Genomic DNA, 22,130 nt, shown 5'->3' on the forward strand with positions numbered 1-22,130 from the left:
CCTTCGCGAATGAATGCGCTCCCACGGGAGGAGCGAATTCATTCGCGAAACCTGCCCGTCAGCGACGACGGAACAGCGGCAGAGGCTCGTCGGTTGCAGCCTGGTAGGTTACCGAGAAGTCCTTGAGACCTTCGAGGGCATCGTAAGGGTCTTTATCGGCGCGGACGGCGAAAGCATCGAAGCCGCAGCGACGCAGGTAGAACAACTGGTCGCGCAATACATCGCCAATTGCCCGCAATTCGCCCTTGTAGCCATAGCGATCACGCAGCAGGCGTGCATTGGAGTAGCTACGGCCATCGGTGAACGCCGGGAAGTTCAGGGCAATGACCTGAAACTGGTCGACGTGCTCGCCGATTTCCTCTGCTTCTTCATCGCTGTCCAGCCATACGCCCAGGCCGCCATCGCGAGCCTTGAGTGCATGGCCATGTTCGCGCCACAACGCCAGCGGGACGATCAGGTCATCGCAGTTGGACAGGCTGTCAAAGGTCGTTTCCTTGGGCAGCATGTGCCAGGTTTCGTCGATGACTTCGTTGTTCTTAATGATTCGCTGCATAGACGCGCTCCTTGAAAGGGTCAATGCCAATACGCTGATAGGTGTCGATGAAGCGTTCGTCTTCGGTGCGTTTCTCGACGTAGACGTCAATCAGCTTCTCGATCACGTCCGGCATCACGTCCTGAGCGAAGGACGGGCCGAGGATCTTGCCCAGGCTTGCATCACGGCTGGCACTGCCGCCGAGGGAAACCTGATAGAACTCTTCGCCTTTCTTGTCCACGCCCAGAATGCCGATATGACCGACGTGGTGGTGGCCACAGGCGTTCATGCAGCCGGAAATGTTCAGGTCCAGTTCGCCGATATCGAACAGGTAGTCCAGGTCATCGAAGCGGCGCTGGATGGATTCGGCGATCGGGATCGACTTGGCGTTGGCCAGTGAGCAGAAATCACCGCCAGGGCAGCAGATGATGTCGGTCAGCAGGCCGATGTTCGGTGTGGCGAAGCCGCCTTCACGCAGTTCGTTCCAGAGAGTGAACAACTCCGATTGCTCGACGTCGGCCAGAATGATGTTCTGCTCGTGAGAGGTGCGCAGTTGGCCGAAGCTGTAGCGGTCAGCCAGGTCGGCAACGGCGTCCAGCTGTTTGTCGGTCAGGTCGCCAGGAGCAACGCCGGTTGGCTTGAGCGACAGGGTCACGGCAACGTAGCCCGGCTTTTTATGGGCCAGGACATTGCGGGTACGCCAGCGGGCGAAGCCCGGGTGTTGAGCGTCCAGGGCAGCCAACTCGTCGTGCTGGTCGCTGAGCGCCTTGTACTGCGGATCGACGAAGTGCTTGGCAACGCGCTGCACTTCGGCTTCGGTCAGAGTGGTCTGGCCGCCACGCAGGTGAGCCATTTCGGCGTCGACCTTCTGGGCGAAGACTTCAGGCGTGAGAGCCTTGACCAGAATCTTGATCCGGGCCTTGTACTTGTTGTCGCGACGACCGTAGCGGTTGTAGACCCGCAGGATGGCGTCCAGGTAGCTCAACAGATCCTGCCATGGCAGGAATTCGTTGATGAAGGCACCCACCACCGGAGTACGACCAAGGCCACCGCCGACAAGCACGCGGAAACCCAGCTCGCCAGCAGCGTTGTATACCGGCTCCAGGCCGATATCGTGCACTTCAATGGCGGCGCGGTCGCTTTTCGAGCCGTTGATCGCAATCTTGAACTTGCGCGGCAGGTAGGCGAATTCCGGGTGGAAGGTGGTCCACTGGCGAACGATTTCACACCATGGGCGCGGGTCGATCACTTCGTCGGCGGCAACGCCGGCGAACTGGTCGGTGGTCACGTTGCGCAGGCAGTTGCCGCTGGTCTGGATGGCGTGCATCTGCACGGTAGCCAGTTCGGCCAGAATATCCGGCACGTCTTCCAGGGCTGGCCAGTTGAACTGTACGTTCTGGCGGGTACTGATATGCGCATAGCCCTTGTCATAATCCCGGGCTATCTTGGCCATCATGCGCGTCTGGCGCGACGTCAGTTGGCCGTAAGGCACGGCAACGCGCAGCATCGGCGCGAAACGCTGGACATAAAGACCGTTTTGCAGGCGCAACGGTCGAAACTCTTCTTCGCTCAGTTCGCCCGCCAGATAGCGTCGGGTCTGGTCACGGAACTGCTTGACGCGGTCCTCGATGATCCGCTGATCGTACTCGTCGTATACGTACATATAGGTCCTGTTCTCAGGCTTCGTAATGAAGCAAGGGCTGCTGCGTCAAACACGACTGTTGTCAACACAGTCAGCCTTCGCTGCCAAGCCTTGCGCCACCTAGACAATTCTGCGCGCACGGTCGCGCACTCCCTACGGAGCGCGGCGAAGATAACAGTTTGCTGATATCGGTAAAAGTGATGTTTATATATATGCAAATCGTTAAAAGCGATAAGCAAAATCCGCTGGCCCTATGACCTTGCTTGCCGTGTGGGAAATTATCGACTTTACTCAGTGCCTATCGATGCCTGATGAGGGCGCGACCTGATTTTTTCATATGCAATCACCTATAAAACCGACAAGAGGCGATGCGATGAGCAAGCACCCGAAGACCACCCGGTCCGATAGTCATGTGGATGCCTGGGCTATTTCTTTCATCATTCTATTGGTAGTAGGCGCTGCTGTTTTCTGGGTCAGCGGGCAATAGCCGCCGCCTGACTTTCTGGAAGGTCGATTGCGCAGTTCTCCAGTATTTGCAGAGGACGGCCGATAACCATTCATTGCTTGGTTGCTCCAAGGCTTTGTGAATATGAATGGTTTTATCTGTCGCTGCCTGATCATTCTTGCCAGCACATGGAGCGGTTCGCTTCTGGCCGCTTCAGTCGTTTTTCTAAGCCCGGGCTTTGCGGACGATGGCTACTGGCAAAGCTATGCCCGTGTCATGCAGTCGGCTGCCGAAGGAACCGGCATGTCGCTCAAGGTGTTGTACACCGATCGCGATACCCGGAAATTGCTGTCCATGGCGCGAGAAGCGCTGCAGGGCAATGGCGAACGTCCCGACTATCTGGTGTTTTCCAATGAGCTGAACGTGGCACCTCAGGTGTTGCGTCTTTCCGAGGGCAGTGGCGTCAAGCTGCTGGCCGTCAACAACACGCTGACCGAGGATCAGGTCCGGATTCTCGGTGATCTTCCTACGCGATACCCCAATTTCCTTGGCAGCCTGATCGGTAATGACGAGGAGGGCGGCTATCTGACGGCAAAGCGGCTGATCAGCCTTTATCCCGGGCTCAACACGGGTAAGCCCATCGAGATGCTGGCGTTTTCCGGAACCAACTCCACGCCGGTTTCCCTGGAGCGAGAGCGCGGAATGCGCCGTGCGCTTACCGAGTTTCCTCAGGTTCATCTGCGCCAGATCGTGCTGGGTGGCTGGCGTCGGGACCGGGCGCAGGAACAGGCGCGTGTATTGCTCAAGCGTTACCCGGATATTCGCCTGATCTGGTCTGCCAACGAGCAGATGGCTTTCGGTGCCATCGACGCCTTGCGCGAGCGTGGCGGGGAGCCGGGCAAGGACATCCTTTTCAGTGCCATTAACGGCACGAAGATTTCATTGCAGGCACAGTTGAGTGGTCATCTGAGCGTGGTAGCGACAGGGCATTTCACCATTGGCGGCTGGGCGATGCTTCTGTTGAATGACTATGAGATGGCTGACGCAAAGACCCGCAAGCGAATCGGCGACCGTTGTGTCCGCGTGCTGGAGCTGGTCGAGCGACATGATGCCATGCGTTTTCTGGAGGCGGCGAAAGTCGAGCGCTACTACCTGGACAAACAGGCATTCAGTCGTGAGCCGCTGGGCGATGATTCGCCGTTTGCCCTGAAAAACATGCTGCCGCTGGTTCATCCCGAGGCGAAATAAAGCACCAGTTGCACGATACCGAACAGGGTCAGGGCGAAGAAAACCGTAAACAGCAGGCCCAGCAGCAGGAAGTGGGCCGGCTTGCCGTGGGTGAAGTCGCGCTGGCGATTCCTGTTGCTTTGCACGCCAAAGGCTGCCGCCATGATGCTGTGCAGCATTTGCCAGAAGGTTGGCGGTTTGCCCTGGTCTTTTGGCGAGTCATCGGATGGATCGCCCATAAGCCCTCGCTGACCGGCATTCGAGTGATCGGGTCACTTGCAGCATAGCCAGCGTCGCCTTTCCATGAGCGACGATGCGTCCATGGAAAGGCGGCAGGCGACGAATTACTCGTCGTAACCCAGGTTGGGCGCCAGCCAGCGCTCGGTCACGCTGAGGTCCTGACCTTTGCGAGCGGTGTAGCTTTCGACCTGATCCTTGTCGATCTTGCCCACGGCGAAGTATTGCGCCTGCGGGTGTGCGAAGTACCAGCCACTGACGGCGGCTGCCGGGAACATGGCGTAGTGCTCGGTGAGGAACACGCCGCTTTTGCCTGGAGTATGGATCGGCGTGCCTTCAGGCAGCGGGTCGAGCAGGGCGAACAGGGTGCTTTTCTCGGTGTGATCCGGGCAGGCCGGATATCCAGGAGCAGGCCGGATACCCACGTATTGCTCTTTGATGAGCGCTTCGTTGTCCAGGTGCTCGTCCTTGGCGTAACCCCAATATTCCTTGCGCACCTGCTGGTGCAGCCATTCGGCGCAGGCTTCGGCCAGGCGGTCGGCCAAAGCCTTGACCATGATCGAGTTGTAGTCGTCGCCGTTGTCCTGATAGGCCTTGGCCACTTCTTCGGCACCAATGCCTGCGGTGGTGATGAAGCCACCTACATAGTCGGTGATGCCGCTGTCCTTGGGCGCCACGAAGTCGGCCAGGGAGAAGTTCGGTTTGCCATCGGTCTTGATGATCTGCTGGCGCAGGTGATGCAGTTTCGCCAGTGGCTGACCGTCTTCGCCGTAGACTTCCAGGTCATCGTCATTGACCTGGTTGGCAGGCCAGAAACCGAATACCGCACGGGCGCTGATGAGTTTCTCGTCGATGAGCTTGCGCAGCATCTGCTGGGCATCGGCAAACAGCGTGGTCGCAGCCTCACCCACCACTTCGTCGGTGAGGATGCGCGGGTATTTGCCGGCCAGGTCCCAGGAGATGAAGAATGGCGTCCAGTCGATGTATTCGGCCAGCACGTCCAGGTCGATATCTTCAAGAATGCGGGTGCCGGTGAAGGTTGGTTTGGCCGGCTCGTAGCTGCTCCAGTCGAACTGCGGCTTTTTCGCCACGGCCGCGCCATAGCTCAGGCGTTCGGTGCGAGCGCTGCGGGCCGAGGTGCGTTCGCGGACTTCAACGTACTCGCGGCGAGTCTTTTCGATAAAGCCGGCTTTCAGTTCCTTGGACAGTAACTGGGTGGCAACACCCACGGCACGTGAGGCGTCCGTGACATAGATCACGGCGTCATTGCTGTACTTGGGCTCGATCTTGACGGCGGTGTGGGCCTTGGAAGTGGTGGCGCCGCCGATCATCAGGGGCAGGTGGAAATCCTGGCGCTGCATTTCCCGGGCAACATGGACCATTTCATCCAGCGACGGGGTAATCAGGCCGGACAGGCCGATGATGTCGCACTTCTCGTCGCGGGCTACTTGCAGGATCTTCTCGGCAGGCACCATGACGCCCAGGTCAACGATGTCATAGCCGTTGCAGCCCAGTACCACGCCGACGATGTTCTTTCCGATGTCGTGCACGTCGCCCTTGACCGTGGCCATCAGGATCTTGCCCTTGGCTTCGGGCTTGTCGCCTTTTTCCAGTTCGATGAACGGGATCAGGTGCGCTACGGCCTGTTTCATCACGCGGGCGGATTTCACCACCTGGGGCAGGAACATTTTCCCGGAGCCGAACAGATCGCCCACCACGTTCATGCCGGACATCAGCGGGCCTTCGATCACTTCGATCGGGCGCGAGAAGGACTGGCGTGACTCTTCGGTGTCTTCGACGATATGGGTCGTGATGCCCTTGACCAGCGCATGTTCCAGGCGCTGGTTCACCGGCCAGGTGCGCCACTCTTCGGTTTCGGCTTCTTTTACGCTGCCGTCGCCCTTGAAGCTGTCGGCAATGGCCAGCAGTGCATCGGTGCCTTCGGGGGTGCGATTGAGCACCACGTCTTCGACCCGGTCGCGCAACTCGGTGGGGATCTGGTCGTAGATTTCCAGCTGGCCGGCGTTGACGATACCCATGCTCAGGCCGTTGCGGATCGCATGCAGCAGGAACACCGAGTGAATCGCTTCGCGCACCGGGTTGTTGCCGCGGAACGAGAACGATACGTTGGAAACACCGCCGGACGTCAGAGCGTAGGGCAGTTCGTCACGGATATAGGCACAGGCGTTGATGAAGTCTACGGCGTAGTTGTTGTGTTCTTCGATGCCGGTGGCGATGGCGAAGATGTTCGGGTCGAAGATGATGTCTTCCGGCGGGAAGCCCACTTCGTTGACCAGGATGTCGTAAGAGCGCTTGCAGATTTCCTTCTTGCGCGCTTCGGTGTCGGCCTGACCGGCCTCGTCGAACGCCATGACTACCACTGCCGCGCCATAGCGCTTGCAGAGTTTTGCATGGTGGATGAACTGCTCGACGCCTTCCTTCATGCTGATGGAGTTGACGATGCCCTTGCCCTGGATGCATTTGAGGCCGGCTTCGATCACGTCCCACTTGGAGGAGTCGATCATGATCGGCACACGGGAGATGTCCGGCTCGCCTGCGATCAGGTTGAGGAAGGTCACCATGGCCTTCTTCGAGTCCAGCATCCCTTCGTCCATGTTGATGTCGATCACCTGAGCGCCGGCTTCGACCTGCTGCAGGGCGACTTCCAGGGCTTCGGTGTAGTTGTCTTCACGGATCAGGCGGGCGAAGCGGGCGGAGCCGGTGATGTTAGTGCGCTCGCCGACGTTGACGAACAGCGACTGACGATCGATGGTGAACGGCTCAAGGCCCGACAGGCGGCAGGCCTTCGGAATATCCGGGATCTGGCGCGGCGCGTAGCCCGATACGGCTTCGGCAATTGCCTTGATGTGCGCAGGCGTGGTGCCGCAGCAGCCGCCGACGATGTTCAGGAAGCCGCTCTGGGCGAATTCCTCGATGATTTTTGCTGTCTGGCTGGGCAGTTCGTCGTATTCGCCGAAGGCGTTGGGCAGTCCGGCGTTCGGGTGCGCGGAAACGTGGGTGTTGGCCTTGGTGGACAGTTCCTGCAGATAAGGACGCAGGTCGCTGGCACCCAGAGCGCAGTTCAGGCCGACGGAAATCGGCTTGGCGTGGCTGATCGAGTTCCAGAAGGCTTCGGTGGTCTGGCCCGACAGGGTGCGACCCGACGCATCGGTGATGGTGCCGGAAATCATGATCGGCAGCTCGAAGCCTATTTCCTCGAAGACGCCTTGCACGGCAAAGATCGCTGCCTTGGCGTTGAGGGTGTCGAAGATGGTTTCGATCAGGATCAGGTCGGCGCCGCCTTCGATCAGGCCGCGAGTGGCTTCGGTGTAGTTTTCGACCAGTTCGTCGAAGGTCACGTTGCGGTAGCCGGGGTTGTTCACGTCCGGCGACAGCGAGCAGGTGCGGCTGGTCGGGCCGAGCACGCCAGCGACAAAGCGTGGCCTGTCCGGGGTTTCGAGGGTTTTTGCGTCGGCGACCTTGCGCGCCAGACGTGCACCTTCTACGTTCAGCTCGTAGACCAGCGCTTCCATGCCGTAATCGGCCTGGGAAACCTGGGTGGCGTTGAAGGTGTTGGTTTCCAGGATGTCTGCGCCAGCATCCAGATAAGCCTTCTCGATGGCACCGATGACATCGGGACGTGTCAGGACCAGCAGATCGTTGTTGCCTTTGACATCGCTTGGCCAGTCGGCGAAGCGTTTGCCACGGTAATCCTCTTCCTCGAGCCTGTAGCTCTGGATCATGGTGCCCATGCCGCCATCGAGGATCAGGATCCTCTGTTTCAGAGCGTTGAGAAAGGCTTGATGGCGGGCGCTGCGGTCAGACATGGGATTACCTTGGAAAGGTCGATACAGAAAGGTCGAGATAATACCAAACCGGAGCGCTTTTGGTGTTGGTGGCGGCTTTGCATGAAAATAGCTCATGTTGGCGCCCGCTATCCGCTGTAGAATTGCGCGTTTTTTCCTTTCAAGGCCCCGGATATGCCGTACCGCTCGTTGCCAAGTCTCGTGTTGCTGTTGTGGTGCTGCGCTGTCCAGGCTCAGGGGGTGCCTGCATCACCTGTGCCGAATATTTCCTATGTGCGGGATATCCAGCCGATCCTGACCCAGAAGTGCGTGGCCTGCCATGCCTGTAACGACGCCCCTTGTCAGTTGAACCTGGGCAGCGGCGAAGGCATGAGTCGCGGGGCCAACAAGACGCCGGTCTATCAGGGCGAGCGCAGCGCTGCGATGACGCCAACCCGTTTGTTTTACGACGCCAGCGGCACTGATGCCTGGCGGCGCAAGGACTTCTATTCGGTGCTCGATGCCCAAGGCAGCCAGGCTTCCCTGATGGCACGCATGCTGGAGTTGGGCCACAGTGCGCCATTGCCTCCCAACAGCAAGATCCCCGACGATATCGTGCTGGGTTTGAACCGGGAAAACCTCTGCCCGCTGCCGGGCGAGTTCCCGGCCTATGCCCAGGCGCATCCCACCGGTGGCATGCCGCTGGCAGTGGCCGGGCTGAGCGATGCCGAGTATCAGACCCTGCAACGCTGGCTGGCTGCTGGTGCGCCGGTGGAGCAACAGCCCATCATGCCCAATGTCGCCGAAGCGGCGCAGATTGCCGAATGGGAAGCCTTGCTCAATCGTCGGGGCTCCAGAGAAGCGCTGGTGGGTCGCTGGCTGTACGAGCACCTGTTTCTGGCACACGTCTATTTTGAAGGCGGCGATACCGGGCATTTCTTCCAGTGGGTTCGCTCGCGCACCCCGAGCGGCAAGCCTGTGGATCTGATTGCCACCCGGCGCCCCAACGACGATCCGGGCAATGACTTCTATTACCGGTTGATTCCCGTCCAGGGCGTGATCGTTCACAAGACCCATATCACTTACCCGATGAGCCCCCAGAAGCTCAAACGGGTCAAGGAACTGTTTTACAGCTCTAACTGGAGCGTGAATGCAATGCCGGGCTACGGCCCGGGGCATCGTGCCAATCCGTTTCTGACCTTCGAGGCGATTCCGGCGCAGGCGCGTTATCAGTTCATGCTTGATAACGCCGAATACTTCGTACGCACCTTCATCCGCGGGCCGGTTTGCCGTGGTCAGATTGCGACCGACGTGATCCGCGACCATTTCTGGGTGCTGTTCCAGGAGCCGGGGCATGATCGTTACATCACCGATGCCCAGTATCGTGGGCAGGCTACGCCTTTGCTGGCCATGCCGGGGCAGAACGATCAGGTCGGCAGTATTCTGAGTTTGTGGCTTTCCTACCGGGACCGCCGCAACGCCTATGAAGACCTGCGTCGCGACAGCTACGCCAGCATGACGCCACCGAGCTGGTCGACGCTGTGGGCCGGCAACGATAACTCGCTGCTGACGGTCTTCCGCCATTTCGACAGCGCCTCGGTGACCAAAGGGCTGATTGGCGATGTGCCGCATTCGCTGTGGTTATTCGACTATCCGCTGCTGGAGCGCACCTATTATCAACTGGCGGTGAACTTCGACGTTTACGGCAACATTTCCCATCAGGCCCAGACCCGGCTTTATTTCGACCTGATTCGCAATGGCGCAGAAATCAACTTCCTGCGACTGATGCCGGCCGACAAGCGCGAGAAGATGCTGGGCGACCTGTATCAGGACTCCGGCAAGTTCAAGATGTGGCTGGACTACCAGCGTATCGATGACGATACGGCCAGCGGCCTGAGGCTCGATGGGCATCATCCTCGTCAGGACTTCGCACGTCAGTTGATTCAGCGCTCCGGCACGCTCAATGCCGCGCCGGACCCGATCAACCGCTGCCAGGGCGCCTATTGCTCACGGCCTGGTATAGGCCCCGTTTTTGCCCAGGCAGAGCAATCCCTCAGTCGACTGGTTTCACGGCCTGCTGCGGGCCTCAAGGTTATCGATCAGTTGCCCGAAGCGACCATGTTGCGCGTGGAAGACGCCAGTGGCAAACGCATGATGTACAGCATGCTGCGCAACCGTGCCCACAGTAACGTGGCCTTCCTGTTGGGTGAGTCCTATCGCTATCAACCGGGTCTGGACACCCTGACCATTTACCCGGGCGTGCTCAGCAGCTATCCGAACTTCATATTCAACATACCGGCTGGCGAAGTACCCGCTTTCGTCGATGCCATGCAACAGGTCAAGGATCAGGCCGGGTTTGAGAAAATCGTGGAGCGCTGGGGCGTCAGGCGTACTCATCCGTTGTTCTGGACCTACTTCCACGACATCAATCGCTATATTCAGGAGACCGAGCCGCGAGAGGGTGGTGTGCTGGATATGAACCGCTACGAAAACCTCTAGGAGTCGTTGCAGGTCACGTAAATCGTGGCCTGCGGCCACTACTGTTTCCTGAACGAAGCAGGATTTTCCTGATCTTTTTTGTCATCTCACTGTCCGACCCCATGCGCGTCCGGCTCCCTTCGAGTGTCGGGCTTGGTTGAAAAGGCAGGTGACAAGAGGTTTTGTGGATGTTGATTTCGGTTCAGGCTTTACGGGCTTTCGCCGCGTGGGTTGTTGTGTGTCATCACTTCATGCAGATTTTTTTCGATTTCAAGGCCAGCGGTCCCGTTGGCGAATTCTTTGTTTCAAAGGGCGCAGTGGGCGTCGATATCTTTTTTGTCATCAGCGGGCTGGTGATCTACCTCTCGACCCATAACAGCGACATGCCCGCCGGGCGTTTCATCCTGCACCGTCTGATCCGTATCGTTCCTGCCTACTGGCTGTACACCGCCGCCATGGGGTTGTTGCTGCTGGTTGCGGCTCCCTGGTTGCCTCATCAGGTGATCGGCTGGCAGAACTTCCTGCTTTCGCTGTTTTTCATTCCCTCGGAAAACCCCGGCGGTTACGGCCTGTATCCCACGTTGAACGTCGGCTGGACCCTGAACTACGAGATGCTGTTTTACGTACTGTTCTCCATGGTGTTTCTGTTCGAGCAGCGCCATAGGCCCTTGATCATCGCGGCAGCACTCTTTGCCGTGACCGAAATTCTGGCTCGCAGCGGCTTGATCAGCCGGTTCTACGGTAACGACATTGTCTACGAGTTCCTGTTGGGGATCGGCATCGGCATGCTCTATCGTCGTGGCTGGATCAAGGAAGGGTTGTGGATGCCATTGGCGGGGATAGTGGCTGCCATGCTGGTGATTCATCACCTGACCAACGAGCAGCGCCTGTTGAACTGGGGGCTGCCAAGCGCATTGATCGTGTTCTGCGCCATCTCCCTTGAACCCTACTTGCGCGGCAACCGCTTGCTCAAAACCCTGGGCGATTGTTCCTATTCGGTCTATCTGCTGCATGTGCTGGTGCTTTACGGTGGCCTGCTCATGGCTCAGCGCTTTGCCTTGAACCCGTATCTGGTATTTGCCTTCTGCGTGCCGATCATCGCCATTGGAGCATGGTGCAGTTACGAGTGGATCGAGAAGGGCTTGTATCACCGGATGCGTCGCAGTCTGGATGCTCGTCAGGAAGGAAGAGGCGTCGTTGCGCTTTCCTGACAAAAACACTAGGACTTTGTATGCGCATCCGATTGGCGTAAACTGCCGGCAAGTCTGCGAGGAACGTTCATGACCGCTATCACTATTACCGATGCTGCCCACGATTATCTGGCCGATCTGCTGGAAAAGCAGAACACTCCAGGTATCGGCATCCGCGTGTTTATCACCCAGCCTGGCACTCAGTACGCTGAAACCTGCATTGCCTACTGCAAGCCGGGCGAAGAAAAACCTGAAGACAAGGCCATTGGCCTCAAGAGCTTCACGGCCTGGATCGATGGTTTCAGCGAAGCCTTTCTGGATGACGCCGTGGTCGATTACGCCACTGATCGCATGGGCGGCCAACTGACCATCAAGGCACCAAACGCCAAAGTGCCGATGGTCAATGCCGACAGCCCGATCAACGAGCGCATCAACTATTACCTGCAAACCGAGATCAACCCGGGGCTCGCCAGCCACGGCGGTCAGGTGACCCTGATCGACGTGATCGAGGAAGAAGAGCGCAATATCGCCGTCCTGCAGTTCGGCGGTGGTTGCCAGGGTTGCGGCCAGGCCGATGTGACCTTGAAGGAAGGTATCGAGCGTACCTTGCTGGAGCGTATCCCTGAGCTGTCGGGTGTGCGTGATGTGACTGACCATACGCAGAAAGAAAACGCTTATTACTGAGTCGTTTTCTTCGCGCGTCCATTCGCGAATAAATTCGCTCCTGCCGTGGGAGCGAATTCATTCGCGAACATCATCAGGGCCTGAACAAATGTGCATGCCCGGCGCGATACAGCGATGACTCGCCAAACGTATCGTCAGCCAGTACACGACCGACCAGAATCAGTGCCGTACGTTTGAATCCCTTCTCCAGTACCTTGTCGTGAATGTCGGCCAGGGTGCCTATAACCCAGTCCTGATCCGGCCAGCTTGCGCGATGGACCACTGCTATCGGGCAGTCCGCGCCGTAATGCGGTATCAGTTCTTCCACGATTTTCTGCAGATTGTTGACCCCCAGGTGAATGGCCATGGTGGTGCGATGCTGGGCCAGGCTTGTCAGCTCTTCGCCTGCCGGCATCGACGTCTTGTCGGCGTAGCGGGTCAGGATCACGCTCTGGGAAATGTCCGGCAGTGTCAGTTCGGTGCCCAGCAAGGCTGCGCAGGCCGCCGTGGCCGTTACGCCGGGGATGATTTCAAAGGGAATGCCCAGCTCACGCAGGCGGCGAATCTGTTCGCCAATCGCGCCATACAGGCTTGGGTCGCCGGAGTGAATCCTGGCCACATCCCGGCCCTGTTCATGAGCGGATTTCATCAAGGAGATGATCTGTTCCAGGTGCAACTTGGCACTGTTGACCACCTGAACGGCACGATTGCCATCCAGCACTGCCACTGGCACCAGTGAGCCAGCATAAATGATGACCGGACAGCTATGGATCAGTCGCTGCCCCTTGACGGTGATCAGGTCCGGATCGCCAGGGCCTGCGCCGATGAAAAAGACGGTCAATGGAATCTCCTGAGTCAAGCGGTATTAATGAGCGGCGTATTATCGACACTGCTTGCCAGGGCAAAGGTTGCCCGGGCGTTTTTCTGGCGTTGGATCACCAGTGTTACCGGGCTTTTGCCCAATTGGCTGGCCAGTGCCAGCGCTGCGCTTTCGGCAACCCCGTGACAGCCCGTGTGCTGGAACGCCTTTGGCGAGCGGTGGGTCAGTTGCGGTTCGTATTCTGCCAGTTGTGACGCGCTGAAGAATATCAGCGGAACGGACAGCTGTTTGGCCAATTCCAGCAAGCCCGGTTCGTCCTGCTTGAGGTCGATGGAGGCGAGGGCAGTGATGGCCCCGATTTCCAGGTCGTGGGCTTTCAGGCTGCTTTCGATCAGTTCCAGCAGGCTCGCTGCCGGGCAGCCGCGCTGGCAACCCAGGCCTGCCACAAGGGCAGGGCCGGATTGCCCGGTGCCGTGATCAGGCGTGCAGGTCGGCATTGTTGCGACGGAACAGCCAGGCGCTGATCAGGCCCAGAGCGACCCAGAACAATGCGTTGGTCAGCAACGAAGCCAGGATGAACTGCGATTCCAGAGCTTCGGGAGCCAGGCTCTCATGAGTCAATGGCTGTGGCGCGCCAATCAGATGCGGCACAACCAAAATAGCCGCGCCCAGCACCTTGAGCAGCCAGTTCTGGCCGAAAGCGATCAAGGCCAGACCCGCCGCCGTTGAGGCCGCAGTCCCGATCCACCAGTACTGGCGCAGGTTCAGGTCGGCAGCCGCTGTCCCCGGCAATTCCGGTGGCAGGCCCAGTGTCGGCGCCAGGACGAAGACCGCAAAACCGGCCAGCCCCCACAATGCGCCCTGAGAGGTGCGACCCGGTGCGCGTAGCGTGTAGAGCGCCACCAGCATCAAGGCAAAACCTACCGCGACCACCAGATTGCCGCCGGTCGTGGAGAGAATACGCTGCCAGCCGTCTTCCGGCTCCCAGGCTTCTTCGTCGTGGCTGTGCCCTGCGGCGGAAGCATCGGCGTGGTCATGTTCATGCACGTGTTCGGCGGGTGCCTTTTCAAAGGTTTCGGCCTGAAGAATCAGGGGCGAAACCCAAAAGCTTTGCAGCAGGGTCAGCAGCAATGCCGCCAGCAGACCGCTGAAACCTGCCGTCTGAATGATTCGCTTGAACATGGCGTCAGGTCTCAATGGCAAGGGAAGGCGGCGCTGTGGCGGGTGTCGTGGGCCGCGTTGTGAACGGCGGCAATGTGCGAGAAACCGGCGAAGTACACCAGGCAGGCGCCCAGAATCGCAGCGCTGATGGCGGCGGTCAGGCGTTGGGCCTGGGTGGACGTGGTGGTGCTCGACTGGCTGCTGCTGATGGTGGACATGGCGCTTCCCTCTGGTTTCGACAGGCGGGCATGCGCACAGGAACCTGCTGACGGAGGTCAGAAGGCTTCAACTGCGCCCGCCCACCGCGGGTGTGTCATTGAGTCAGTATCGGGCCGGTCTCCGGGCTCGCGAGGGGTGTCGATATTCAGCCTCGACGCCTTCAGGATCACCTTCCCATGCCGTGGCACAGTGGTTCTGATCCTCTCTCGCTTACCGTTGCGGGGGCAGCACCGGACTGACTCATGGACAAATGAGCGCACCGGTTTCCCGTTTCACCCCGTGAGGGGCACCCGTAACAAGTTGTGTAGGAGAGCATGGCGGCCCGTGAACGTCAATCTGAACGATTGACCTGCCTTCGACCTCTGCGTAGCCTTGCGCACTTGAGGTTCTCGACCTTGTGCAAAAGGTCGGGCTAAGACGGGAATGCGGTTCAAGCCGCAGCTGCCCCCGCAACTGTAAACGGTGATTTCATTGCATGGCCACTGCGCGAGCGGGAAGGCGCGATGAATGCCTGTCCTGCCGACACGCCGCCGTAAGCCAGGAGACCTGCCTCGAACCGGGCCACAGGCCCACGAATTCTCACTACAACCGGGCGGGGTGATCCGGTGGCGAATCGATCCGTGCGCAGTGCACGGATCTCGTCCTGCTTGCCCGCCGTATTGCCAAAGGGCATCCGATGAAAACACTGGCCAAACTTCCCGTCACCATCGTTACCGGCTTCCTGGGCTCGGGTAAAACCACCTTGTTGCGGCACATGCTCGATAACGCCGAAGGGCGTCGTATCGCGGTGATCGTCAACGAGTTCGGCGAGCTGGGCATCGACGGCGAAATCCTCAAGCAATGCACCATCGGTTGCAGCGAAGAGGAAGCTGTTGGCCGGGTGTATGAGCTGGCCAACGGTTGCCTGTGCTGCACGGTGCAGGAAGAGTTCTTCCCGGTGATGCGCGAACTGGTGTCGCGTCGCGCCGACCTGGACCACATCCTTATCGAAACCTCGGGTCTGGCGTTGCCAAAACCGCTGGTCCAGGCTTTCCAGTGGCCGGAAATCCGCAACGCCTGCACCGTCGATGCGGTCATAACAGTGGTCGACAGCCCGGCCGTTGCAGCAGGTACTTTCGCGGCTTTCCCGGATCAAGTGGACGCCCAGCGCAAGCTCGACCCGAACCTTGACCACGAATCCCCGCTACATGAACTGTTCGCTGACCAGCTGGCCAGCGCTGATCTGGTGATCCTCAACAAGGCCGACATGATCGACGCCGAAGGCCTGGCGGCGGTACGTGCCGAAGTCGCCGAAGAACTGCCGCCAGCGGTCAAGGTCATCGAAGCCAGCAGTGGCCGTCTGCCAATCAACGTGTTGCTGGGCATCGGTGCCGAGTCGGAACTGCACATCGATGGTCGCAAGACTCACCATGACCATCACGACGATGAAGATCATGACGACCACGATCACGATGCTTTCGATTCGATTTCCATCAAACTGCCACAGGCCGACGAAAGCGTGCTGCTCGATGCCCTGACGCAACTGGTGGTCAAGCACGGCATTCTGCGGGTCAAAGGTTTCGCCGCGATTCCAGGCAAGCCGATGCGCCTGCTGATCCAGGGCGTGGGCACACGCTTCGACAAGCATTTCGACCGCGCCTGGCGTGCCGATGAGGAGCGCATCACCAATCTGGTGCTGATCGGCCAGGAGCTGGATGCCGTGGCGCTGGAAGCGCAACTCAATGCTGCGATTGCTGGCTGATCCATGCATTTACTGAGAACCCAGCCGGGCGGTTTCGTACCCGACGACAGCATTGCCGACCTGGGACAGACGCCGGCCGAGCTGGTGATTCTCTGCAGCGGCGATTCGAGCCTGGCGTTACTGGCCGAAGCCGCTCAGCAACTGCCCGACGACTACCCGAGCCTGCGTCTGGCCAATCCGATGCAGGTGCAGAATCACGCCTCGGTGGACTTGTACGTCGATGAGGTGTTGCGCCACGCCAGGGTCATTCTGATTTCCCTGCATGGCGGCATTGGCTACTGGCGCTACGGTGTCGAGCGCTTGATGGAGCTGGCAGCTCGTGGTGTGCAGGTGATTCTGGTGCCGGGGGATGATCGTCCCGATCCAGAGCTGAGCGATCTGAGCACTGTGCCTGCCGAGGAGCGTGACCGGCTATGGCAGTTCTTGCGCCAGGGCGGCTTGCAGAATGCGCTGGATCTTTATCGTTGCATGGCCAGCAGCTGGCTTGAGCGCGATTACCCATGGGCCGAGCCTCAGCCACTGCCACGCACGGCCATCTATCATCCGCGCAAAGCGACGGCCACGCTGCCGGACTGGCAGGCAGACTGGATACCGGGGCATCCGGTGGTTGCGCTGCTGTTCTACCGCTCCCACTTGCAGGCGGCCAATACCGGTTTCATCGATGTGTTCTGCGAGCGCTTGCAGGCTCAAGGGCTCAATCCCTTGCCGATTGCGCTGGCCAGTCTCAAGGAGCCGGGTTGCCTGACCATGGTCGAGGACTGGCTGGATGAAGTCGAAGCCGGGCTGATCCTCAATACCACGGGCTTTGCCCAGTCCAGCCCGGAAGCGCCGCATCTGCGACCGTTTCGCCGCAATGTGCCCGTGATCCAGGCCATCTGCGCTCAGGACAACCAGCCCGCCTGGCAGGCCAGCGAGCAAGGTCTTGGGGCGCGGGATCTGGCGATGCACATTGCCTTGCCGGAACTGGACGGGCGGATCATCAGCCGGCCCATCAGCTTCAAGGATCTGGCTTGGCGCAGCGAGCGCAGCCAGTCGGACGTGGTGTGCTATCGCGCCCATCCCGAGCGCATGGACTTCGTCGCGCAACTGGCACGACGCTGGATCGAACTGGCGCTACTGCCCAATGCCAGCAAGCGGGTAGCGCTGATCCTGGCCAACTACCCGACCCGCGATGGCCGGATCGGCAACGGGGTAGGGCTCGACACACCTGCAGCGGCGCTGAATATACTGCGCGCCATGCAGGACGAGGGCTATCCGCTGGCACCGTTGCCCGAAAGCGGCACCGCGCTGATTCAGCAATTGCTGGGTGGCGTCACCAACGATCTGGACAGCATCGACCTGCGTCCTTGCCAGCAAAGCATGGCGCTGGACGAGTACCTTGATGCCTTCGATGACTTGCCCCAGGCCAGTCGCGATGCGGTAAATGCACGCTGGGGCGCGCCACAGAACGACCCGATGTTCCGCAGCGGGCGGATGATGATTGCCGGTATCCGCTTTAGCCTGACCTTTGTCGGCATTCAGCCTGCCCGTGGTTATCAGGTGGACCCCAGTGCGGTCTATCACGACCCCGATCTGGTGCCGCCTCACGGTTATCTCGCGTTCTACTTCTGGCTGCGCAAGGCGTATGGCGCTCATGCGGTGCTGCATGTGGGCAAGCATGGCAACCTGGAGTGGCTGCCGGGCAAGGGCGTCGGTCTGTCTCAAGACTGCTGGCCTGATGCAGTGCTGGGCGCGATGCCGAATATCTACCCGTTTATCGTCAACGATCCAGGCGAGGGTGCCCAGGCCAAGCGCCGTACCCAGGCGGTCATCATCGACCACCTGATGCCGCCCCTGACCCGTGCCGAAACCTACGGCCCGCTGCGCAATCTTGAGCGGCTGGCTGACGAATACTACGAGGCGCAACTGCTCGACCCGCGCCGGGCGCAGGAACTGCAACGGGACATTCTCAAGCTGGTGCGTGAAACCCGTATTGACCGTGAACTGGCGCTGGACGACGCCATCGACAGCGACGCCGACGCCGCAATCTGGCTGCCGCGTCTGGACACCTATCTGTGTGACTTGAAGGAGTCGCAGATCCGCGATGGCCTGCATGTTTTCGGTCAATCCCCCCAAGGCCGTCTGCGTATCGACACGCTGCTGGCACTGCTGCGCATTCCCCGTGGCGATGGCCGTGGTGCGCAGTCGAGTGTGCTGCGGGTGCTGGCCAAGGCTCTGGCGCTGGATTTCGACCCGCTGGATTGCGAGCTGGCCGAGCCCTGGAACGGTCCGCGTCCGTCCGTCTTGCTGGTAGTGAGTGACGACCCATGGCGCACCACGGGCGATACCCGGGAGCGGCTTGAGCTGTATGCCGCGATTCTGATCGAACGCATCGTGAACGAAGAGGCGATTGACGATCTGCCGGATCATCCTGAACTGACACTGGTTCTCGAAAGCCTTCGCAATGTGGTCGCCCCGCGTCTGGATGCCTGCGGTCCCGAAGAGATGCGCGGTCTGCTGGATGCCCTGAGTGGCCGATTCGTGCCAGCCGGCCCGAGCGGTGCGCCGAGTCGCGGGCGGCTGGACGTGCTGCCCACGGGCCGCAACTTCTTTACCGTGGATGTGCGCAACCTGCCGACTACCACGGCCTGGCGAATCGGTTTTCAATCGGCCAACCTGTTGCTGGAGCGCCATCTTCAGGATCATGGCGACCACTTGCGCCAGCTCGGCCTGTCGGTCTGGGGCACGGCCACCATGCGCACCGGTGGCGACGATATTGCCCAGGCCATGGCCCTGATGGGCGTGCGTCCGGTCTGGGCGACGGGTAGCCAGCGGGTCGATGATTTCGAGATTCTGCCCCTGAGCCTGCTGGACCGGCCTCGTGTGGATGTGACCTTGCGAGTATCCGGGTTCTTCCGTGATGCCTTTGCCAACCTGATCCGCCTGTTTGATGCCGCTGTGCAGGCCGTTGCTGCTCTGGATGAGCCGGACGATCAGAATCCGCTGGCGGCCCGTGTCCGTGAAGAGCGCCGCAGCTTTCAGGAGTCCGGGCTGAGCGAAGACGAAGCGGCGCGTCAGGCGGGTTGGCGCATTTTCGGCGCCAAGCCCGGCGCCTATGGCGCGGGTGTGCAGGGTGCCATCGACGGACGTCTGTGGCAGAGCCGCGACGATCTGGCCGAGGTCTATCTGAACTGGGGCGGCTATGCCTACGGCGCGGCTGATGAAGGCACGCCGGCTCGCCAGCAGTTCGCGCATCGGCTGACGCAGGTTCAGGCGGTGTTGCAGAATCAGGATAACCGCGAGCATGACCTGCTGGATTCCAACGATTACTACCAGTTTCAGGGTGGCATGCTGGCGGCCGCCGAAAGCCTGAGCGGCCAGAAAACCGCCAGTTACCATGGCGACAACAGCCAGCCGGATCTACCCAGGATTCGCACCCTCAAGGAAGAACTGAACCGGGTGGTCCGCAGTCGTGCGGCCAATCCGAAGTGGATCGAAGGCGTCAAGCGTCATGGCTATAAAGGTGCGTTCGAAATGGCTGCGACCGTGGACTTTCTGTTTGCGTTCGATGCCACCACTGAACTGATCGACGACCACCAATATGCACTGCTGGCCGATGCCTACCTGCTTGATCCGTCGACCCGCGACTTCATCCGCGAGCACAACCCCGATGCCCTGCGCGACATGACCGAGCGTATGCTCGAAGCCCAGCAGCGCGGCCTCTGGCAGGAGCCGGGTGACTATCGTGAAGCGCTGGAAGACCTGTTGCTGGACATAGAAGAGAGCTGATGACAAGCATGACCGATACCCCGCATTTTCCCCTGGCAGCAGTGGTCGGCGCCGAGGACTTGAAGCTGGCGCTGTGCCTGACGGCCATCGACCCGAAAATCGGCGGTGTACTGATCGAAGGGCCGCGTGGCATGGCCAAGTCGACCCTGGCCCGTGGGCTGGCGGACTTGCTGGCCAGCGGTCAGTTTGTCACCTTGCCGTTGGGCGCTACCGAAGAGCGGCTGGTCGGCACCCTGGATCTGGATGCGGCGCTGTCCGAAGGTCGTGCGCAGTTTTCCCCCGGCGTACTGGCCAAGGCAGACGGTGGCGTGCTGTATGTGGATGAGGTCAACCTGCTGGCCGATCATCTGGTAGATCTGCTGCTGGATGTTGCTGCCAGTGGCACCAATCTGGTGGAGCGCGATGGCATTTCCCACCGTCATGCGGCGCGCTTCGTGCTGATCGGCACCATGAATCCTGAAGAGGGCGAGTTGCGTCCGCAACTGCTGGACCGTTTCGGTTTGAATGTGGCCCTGAGTGGGCAGACGTTGCCGACCGAGCGCAGCCAGATCATCCGCCGTCGTCTGGATTTCGATGCCGACCCCCAGGCTTTTTGTCTGGCGTGGCAAGGTCAGCAGCAGGCTTTGCAGCAACGTTGCGAGCAGGCCCGTGCGCTGTTGTCTGCCATCGAGCTTGATGATCGTTCGCTGGGGCTTGTGACGGAGCGCTGTTTTGCGGCAGGTGTCGATGGCATGCGCGCTGATCTGGTCTGGCTGCGTGCTGCGCGAGCCCATGCTGCATGGCGTGGTGCCAGTGAGATCGAAGAGCAGGATATCGACGCGGTGGCCGAGTTTGCCTTGCGTCATCGGCGTCGCGATCCTGCGCCCTCGGCACAGAATCCAGAACCGCCAGCGCCCAGCCAGGGCACACCTCAGGAACCTCAGCCTCAGAACGGGCAGGGCAACTGGGGGGAATTGCCTGCCCGGCCTGTGCCCACCGGTGCGCGCCGCGAAGTGCCGAGCTGGCCAAAAAAGCCCTAGGCATCCGCCCTCGTTCGGCAAAGGGGGCGGATGCCAGTCCCCGTCCTGGCAGCCTGACTTCCGGGCGTCATGGTGCAGCGCGTTCAGGCATCGATGGTGCGATTGCCTGGCTGCCGACGCTGTTGCGTGGTCGTCCACAAAGCCGCCACGATCTGGTACGCCAGCCTCGCAGCAGTCGGTCGACCGAGTTGTTGCTGGTCATTGTTGATGCCTCGGCCTCGACACGTCGTCATCAGGCGCTCAGTCAGGCCAAGGGCGTGCTGGCTCAGATCTTCGACGAGGCCTATCGCCGTCGTGCCAGACTGGCGCTGCTGACTGCCAGCGGCAATGTTCCCCAGTGGAAACATCAAGGCCTCAAGGCTTCGGCGGCATTACGGCCATGGCTGGATGCGTTGGGGGCGGGCGGAGGAACGCCGTTGTTCGCAGCCATCGAGCAGGCAAAAGACTGGTTGAAAATGCGACACCAGCGTTATCCCGCTGAACATTTGCGTGTGCTGATCCTCACCGATGGCCGGGTCAAGGATATGCCGCCGTGTTCAGGGTTCGACTGCGAGAGTCTGCTGATCGATATCGAGAAAGGGCCTATCCGGCTGGGCCGGGCGCGGGAACTGGCGCTAAGGCTGGGAGCCGGTTACCGGCATCTTGAAGAGCTTCGCGAATGAATGCGCTCCGGAGCGCATTCATTCGCGATAAGGATCACCCTATCAGGCCGGCATGGTCCACGGCTGAAGGCTGTAACCTTCATTGCTGATTTCTTCGCGAGCTTCTTTCAGAACACTGGCAAGTTGCGCTGGGTCGGAGTAAGCGCTGCTCGGGATTTGTTTATGACCGATACGTGCGCAGGTGCGGTCGATCACTGTAAGGCTCAGTTCTCCGCTTCCGGCCTGGGCTGCCCAGGCAACACACTGGAAAGGTGCAAAAGCGTTTCCAGCGATCAGAAGTGCATCGTTGAAGCGCAGTGGGGCGTTCATTTTCAATTCCTCAAAATGCCCATATCAGTCCAGGCACGTCGGCGGGCTTTACCGTTCGGCTGGTTACCTGTGTTGATGCCGAACAGGGTGGGGTGAGTCACACCGCTTGCCGGATATTTTAAATTTTTTTACATCCGTGCCGTATTCGGCTTGATCTGAGGCAACTTTTACGGTGTTCGGTTCAATGACCGGCAGAATTTTCTGACTCTCAAAACGTTACAACCTGTTTAAT

At 60.0% G+C, this 22,130-nt stretch carries 17 protein-coding genes and 2 riboswitches; of the genes, 8 read left to right on the forward strand and 9 right to left on the reverse strand.

Features of this window, described 5'->3' with window-relative positions; all coding sequences use genetic code 11:
- Positions 1–58: 58 nt before the first annotated feature.
- Positions 59–553: a DUF934 domain-containing protein gene (locus tag KGD89_RS11185; protein ID WP_025259869.1), complete on the reverse strand. Its 495-nt coding sequence runs from the start codon at positions 551–553 to the stop codon at positions 59–61.
- Positions 537–2,195, reverse strand: a complete 1,659-nt coding sequence (locus KGD89_RS11190; protein WP_025259870.1) for a nitrite/sulfite reductase — start codon at positions 2,193–2,195, stop codon at positions 537–539. The genes KGD89_RS11185 and KGD89_RS11190 overlap by 17 nt, the downstream gene beginning before the upstream one ends.
- 568 nt (positions 2,196–2,763) lie before the next feature.
- On the opposite strand from KGD89_RS11190, the gene KGD89_RS11195 reads away from it, so the two are divergent.
- Positions 2,764–3,867 carry an ABC transporter substrate-binding protein gene (locus KGD89_RS11195; protein WP_038399820.1) on the forward strand — a complete coding sequence of 368 codons (1,104 nt, stop codon included), beginning with the start codon at positions 2,764–2,766 and terminating at the stop codon, positions 3,865–3,867.
- Here KGD89_RS11195 and KGD89_RS11200 read toward each other — a convergent pair.
- Both KGD89_RS11200 and metH read right to left on the reverse strand, forming a co-directional pair.
- A complete protein-coding gene (locus tag KGD89_RS11200; protein WP_025259872.1) occupies positions 3,849–4,085 on the reverse strand; it encodes a DUF2970 domain-containing protein in 237 nt (78 codons plus the stop codon). The two genes, KGD89_RS11195 and KGD89_RS11200, sit on opposite strands and share 19 nt — an antisense overlap.
- A 105-nt stretch (positions 4,086–4,190) precedes the next feature.
- Positions 4,191–7,910: a methionine synthase gene (metH, locus tag KGD89_RS11205; RefSeq protein WP_025259873.1), complete on the reverse strand. Its 3,720-nt coding sequence runs from the start codon at positions 7,908–7,910 to the stop codon at positions 4,191–4,193.
- 153 nt (positions 7,911–8,063) lie between these two features.
- Between metH and KGD89_RS11210 the strand changes: the two genes are divergently transcribed.
- The 3 genes from KGD89_RS11210 (at position 8,064) to nfuA (ending at position 12,220) form a co-directional block, all read left to right on the forward strand.
- On the forward strand, positions 8,064–10,367 hold the full coding sequence (locus KGD89_RS11210) for a fatty acid cis/trans isomerase (protein WP_038399822.1): 2,304 nt from the start codon (positions 8,064–8,066) through the stop codon (positions 10,365–10,367).
- Positions 10,368–10,534: 167 nt separating this feature from the next.
- Positions 10,535–11,557: an acyltransferase family protein gene (locus KGD89_RS11215; RefSeq protein ID WP_025259875.1), complete on the forward strand. Its 1,023-nt coding sequence runs from the start codon at positions 10,535–10,537 to the stop codon at positions 11,555–11,557.
- Between the two features lie 69 nt (positions 11,558–11,626).
- Positions 11,627–12,220 carry a Fe-S biogenesis protein NfuA gene (nfuA, locus tag KGD89_RS11220; protein ID WP_025259876.1) on the forward strand — a complete coding sequence of 198 codons (594 nt, stop codon included), beginning with the start codon at positions 11,627–11,629 and terminating at the stop codon, positions 12,218–12,220.
- A 73-nt stretch (positions 12,221–12,293) separates the two neighbouring features.
- On the opposite strand, the gene cobM is transcribed toward nfuA, so the two are convergent.
- Genes cobM through KGD89_RS11240 form a run of 4 tightly spaced genes read right to left on the reverse strand, consistent with a single transcriptional unit; the run spans position 12,294 to position 14,398 of the window.
- Entirely contained in the window at positions 12,294–13,040 is a 747-nt protein-coding gene (cobM, locus tag KGD89_RS11225; RefSeq protein WP_025259877.1) for a precorrin-4 C(11)-methyltransferase, read from the reverse strand.
- Between the two features lie 14 nt (positions 13,041–13,054).
- Positions 13,055–13,516: a cobalamin biosynthesis protein gene (locus KGD89_RS11230; protein WP_025259878.1), complete on the reverse strand. Its 462-nt coding sequence runs from the start codon at positions 13,514–13,516 to the stop codon at positions 13,055–13,057.
- Positions 13,497–14,201 (reverse strand): CbtA family protein, encoded by a 705-nt coding sequence (locus tag KGD89_RS11235; protein WP_025259879.1) that lies wholly within the window; start codon positions 14,199–14,201, stop codon positions 13,497–13,499. Before KGD89_RS11235 ends, KGD89_RS11230 begins: the two co-directional genes overlap by 20 nt.
- A gap of 11 nt (positions 14,202–14,212) precedes the next feature.
- Positions 14,213–14,398 (reverse strand): CbtB domain-containing protein, encoded by a 186-nt coding sequence (locus tag KGD89_RS11240; RefSeq protein WP_025259880.1) that lies wholly within the window; start codon positions 14,396–14,398, stop codon positions 14,213–14,215.
- Between the two features lie 95 nt (positions 14,399–14,493).
- Positions 14,494–14,708: riboswitch (cobalamin riboswitch) on the reverse strand.
- 57 nt (positions 14,709–14,765) lie between these two features.
- Positions 14,766–14,967: riboswitch (cobalamin riboswitch) on the forward strand.
- Positions 14,968–15,075: 108 nt separating this feature from the next.
- Here KGD89_RS11240 and cobW point away from each other — a divergent pair.
- From cobW to KGD89_RS11260, 4 genes are read left to right on the forward strand one after another with little or no spacing between them, the layout of a single operon-like run.
- On the forward strand, positions 15,076–16,140 hold the full coding sequence (gene cobW, locus KGD89_RS11245; protein WP_025259881.1) for a cobalamin biosynthesis protein CobW: 1,065 nt from the start codon (positions 15,076–15,078) through the stop codon (positions 16,138–16,140).
- Between the two features lie 3 nt (positions 16,141–16,143).
- A complete protein-coding gene (gene cobN / locus KGD89_RS11250) occupies positions 16,144–19,908 on the forward strand; it encodes a cobaltochelatase subunit CobN (protein ID WP_025259882.1) in 3,765 nt (1,254 codons plus the stop codon).
- Positions 19,909–19,916: 8 nt separating this feature from the next.
- Positions 19,917–20,927, forward strand: a complete 1,011-nt coding sequence (locus KGD89_RS11255; RefSeq protein ID WP_038400349.1) for an ATP-binding protein — start codon at positions 19,917–19,919, stop codon at positions 20,925–20,927.
- Positions 20,928–20,980: 53 nt separating this feature from the next.
- Complete coding sequence (locus tag KGD89_RS11260; RefSeq protein WP_025259884.1) at positions 20,981–21,589, forward strand: vWA domain-containing protein; 609 nt, start codon at positions 20,981–20,983, stop codon at positions 21,587–21,589.
- A gap of 42 nt (positions 21,590–21,631) precedes the next feature.
- Here KGD89_RS11260 and KGD89_RS11265 read toward each other — a convergent pair whose 3' ends face one another.
- Complete coding sequence (locus tag KGD89_RS11265) at positions 21,632–21,898, reverse strand: hypothetical protein (protein ID WP_025259885.1); 267 nt, start codon at positions 21,896–21,898, stop codon at positions 21,632–21,634.
- Positions 21,899–22,130: the final 232 nt, after the last annotated feature.

The sequence above is a fragment of the Pseudomonas cichorii genome (assembly GCF_018343775.1).
GTDB classification, from domain to species: Bacteria; Pseudomonadota; Gammaproteobacteria; order Pseudomonadales; family Pseudomonadaceae; genus Aquipseudomonas; species Aquipseudomonas cichorii.

Bases quoted from the DNA above. Each gene is read 5' to 3' on its own strand.
- KGD89_RS11215 (WP_025259875.1), top strand. From the start codon at position 10,535: ATGTTGATTTCGGTTCAGGCTTTACGGGCTTTCGCCGCGTGGGTTGTT.
- nfuA (WP_025259876.1), top strand. From the start codon at position 11,627: ATGACCGCTATCACTATTACCGATGCTGCCCACGATTATCTGGCCGAT.
- metH (WP_025259873.1), bottom strand. From the start codon at position 7,910: ATGTCTGACCGCAGCGCCCGCCATCAAGCCTTTCTCAACGCTCTGAAA.
- cobN (WP_025259882.1), top strand. From the start codon at position 16,144: ATGCATTTACTGAGAACCCAGCCGGGCGGTTTCGTACCCGACGACAGC.
- KGD89_RS11185 (WP_025259869.1), bottom strand. From the start codon at position 553: ATGCAGCGAATCATTAAGAACAACGAAGTCATCGACGAAACCTGGCAC.
- KGD89_RS11265 (WP_025259885.1), bottom strand. From the start codon at position 21,898: ATGAACGCCCCACTGCGCTTCAACGATGCACTTCTGATCGCTGGAAAC.
- KGD89_RS11255 (WP_038400349.1), top strand. From the start codon at position 19,917: ATGACCGATACCCCGCATTTTCCCCTGGCAGCAGTGGTCGGCGCCGAG.
- KGD89_RS11235 (WP_025259879.1), bottom strand. From the start codon at position 14,201: ATGTTCAAGCGAATCATTCAGACGGCAGGTTTCAGCGGTCTGCTGGCG.
- KGD89_RS11190 (WP_025259870.1), bottom strand. From the start codon at position 2,195: ATGTACGTATACGACGAGTACGATCAGCGGATCATCGAGGACCGCGTC.
- KGD89_RS11200 (WP_025259872.1), bottom strand. From the start codon at position 4,085: ATGGGCGATCCATCCGATGACTCGCCAAAAGACCAGGGCAAACCGCCA.
- KGD89_RS11230 (WP_025259878.1), bottom strand. From the start codon at position 13,516: ATGCCGACCTGCACGCCTGATCACGGCACCGGGCAATCCGGCCCTGCC.
- cobW (WP_025259881.1), top strand. From the start codon at position 15,076: ATGAAAACACTGGCCAAACTTCCCGTCACCATCGTTACCGGCTTCCTG.
- KGD89_RS11240 (WP_025259880.1), bottom strand. From the start codon at position 14,398: ATGTCCACCATCAGCAGCAGCCAGTCGAGCACCACCACGTCCACCCAG.
- KGD89_RS11210 (WP_038399822.1), top strand. From the start codon at position 8,064: ATGCCGTACCGCTCGTTGCCAAGTCTCGTGTTGCTGTTGTGGTGCTGC.
- KGD89_RS11195 (WP_038399820.1), top strand. From the start codon at position 2,764: ATGAATGGTTTTATCTGTCGCTGCCTGATCATTCTTGCCAGCACATGG.